Source organism: Streptomyces sp. NPDC054887 (assembly GCF_053610585.1).
The window spans coordinates 1-1,988 of the sequence record NZ_JBSGYQ010000143.1; the positions used below are offsets into that span (position 1 = coordinate 1).

At 69.8% G+C, this 1,988-nt stretch carries 2 protein-coding genes; both read right to left on the bottom strand.

What is annotated here, in order from left to right; translation table 11 throughout:
* Nucleotides 1-647, bottom strand: a 647-nt coding sequence (istB, locus tag ACWGH0_RS34625; protein ID WP_453408246.1) for an IS21-like element helper ATPase IstB, incomplete at its 3' end; no start/stop codon positions are given.
* Nucleotides 647-1,897 (bottom strand): IS21 family transposase, encoded by a 1,251-nt coding sequence (gene istA, locus ACWGH0_RS34630; protein WP_453408247.1) that lies wholly within the window; start codon nt 1,895-1,897, stop codon nt 647-649. The genes istB and istA, both read right to left, overlap by 1 nt.
* Nucleotides 1,898-1,988 lie beyond the last annotated feature (91 nt).

Here is a 1,988-nt window from a genome sequence, read left to right on the forward strand (position 1 = left end):
GGCTTGTTGCTGGTCACGATCACCGAGGCGCGTTCATAGCGACCCGAGATGAACTGGAAGAACAGGTTCGCGGCTTCGGGCTCGAACGGGATGTATCCCACTTCGTCGACCACGATCAGCGGGATCCGTCCCAGCCGGGTCAACTCGTCGCTGAGCCGGCCCGCTTGGTGGGCTTCGGCGAGGCGGGTGACCCACTGGGCGGCGGTGCCGAAGGCGACCCGGTGGCCGGCCTGACAGGCCCGGATGCCGAGCCCGGTGGCTAGGTGGGTCTTGCCGGTGCCGGGCGGCCCCAGAAAGATCACGTTCTCCTTTCCGGCGACGAAGTCCAGCGTCCCCAGATGGGCGATGACCTCGCGTTTCACGGACCGCTGGTGGTCGAAGTCGAAGTCCTCCAGCGACTTGCGGGAAGGGAAACGAGCCGCCCGGATGCGTCCCTCGGCGCCGTGGGAGTCACGGGCGGCGACCTCCCGCTGCAGGCATGCGGCCAGATACTCCTCGTGACTCCAGCCCTCGTCGCGGGCCCGCTCGGCGAGCCGGGCGGCCGCGTCCCGCAGAGCCGGGGCCTTCAGCGCCTTGGTCAGATAAATCAGCTCGGAACCGACGTCGCGGCTGGTCCCGGCCTGGTTCGTCCCGTTCTTCGTGCTCATCACGCTGCCCCTTCACCCGTGCTCAGCCCGCCGTCGATGACGCCGAAGATCCGGTCGTAGGTCTCCAGCGACCGCTCCTCGACCTCCGTCACGTCCACCGGCGCCGGTTTCCTGCCGCCAGCCGCCTTGCGGCCCGCCGCGGCAGCGGCCGCGTGGTCCGGGTCGGTGATGGTCTGGTGGCGAGCCCAGCTGCGGGCATGGCGGGCGACCTCGACGCCGTCGCAGGTCACCAGGACCTGGTCCAGGTCGGCGGCGACCTCGATGCGACGGCCGACGGCCAGCGGATGCACCGAGTAGTCGCAGGTGTCCAGGCGGACGTAGTGGTCCCGCGGCAGCCGCAGCGATGCCTTCCACCAGCCCGGCGGGGCGATCGGCGGCAGGGCCAGCATCCGGGAGCGGTCCGCTTCCAGCCGGTCTGCCGGGCGGGCTTGCAAGGTCCGGTGGATGCGCCGGTTGGCCCTGGTCAGCCAGTCGGCGAGCTGGATGTTGAAGTCCGCAGGTGAGGTGAACACCCGCCCGGGCAGGAACGAGGTCTCCAAATAGCCGTTGGCCCGCTCGACCAGGCCCTTGGACTCCGGATCCCGCGGCTTGCAGAGCAGGAACTTGATGCCCAGCAGCCCGGCGAACGCGGCGAAGTCATCGGTCAGTTGAGGACCGCCGGACCGCCAGGAACCTACGGCTCCCTCGTTGTCCCAGACCAGCACCCGTGGGACGGCACCCAGCTCGGTCAGCAGCCGCCAGTGCCCGGCGATCAGGTCGGCCGCAGATCTTGAGGGCAGCATCCGGGCGGTGATCCACCGCGAGTAGCCCGCGACCATGACCAGCACCGGCGGCCGCCCGACCTGGCCGAAGCCGAGCGGGATGTCGGCCGGTGGGAACCACAGGTCGCACTGACCGATCTCGCCCGGCTCATAGACCGTCCGTGACGCCGGATCCGCGGGCCGATAGGCCGGCCGCAGGTCCCGGACGCGGTCCTTGAGCACGGTCAGGCCGCGGTCCCAGCCGATCCGCTCCGCGATCACCGTCGCAGGCATCTCAGGCCATCGCTCGAGCAGTTCGCGGATCTGCGGCTCGACCGCGTCCACGATCGAGCCCTTCGGGGCCCGCTGATACTTCGGCGGCGCATCGTCCGCGATCGCTCTGCGGACAGTGTTCCTCGCGATCCCCAGCTTCCTTGCGATCGCCCGCACCGGCATCTGCTCGGCCCGATGAAGCCGGCGGATCTCCGCCCAGTCCTCCACGCTGATCACCACTCCTCCCGGTCTGACCAACGAGCCAGACCCGTGGAGGGGGTCAACTTTCAAGCGCCGCTACCGGTCCACTTTTCAGCCGTCGCCGACA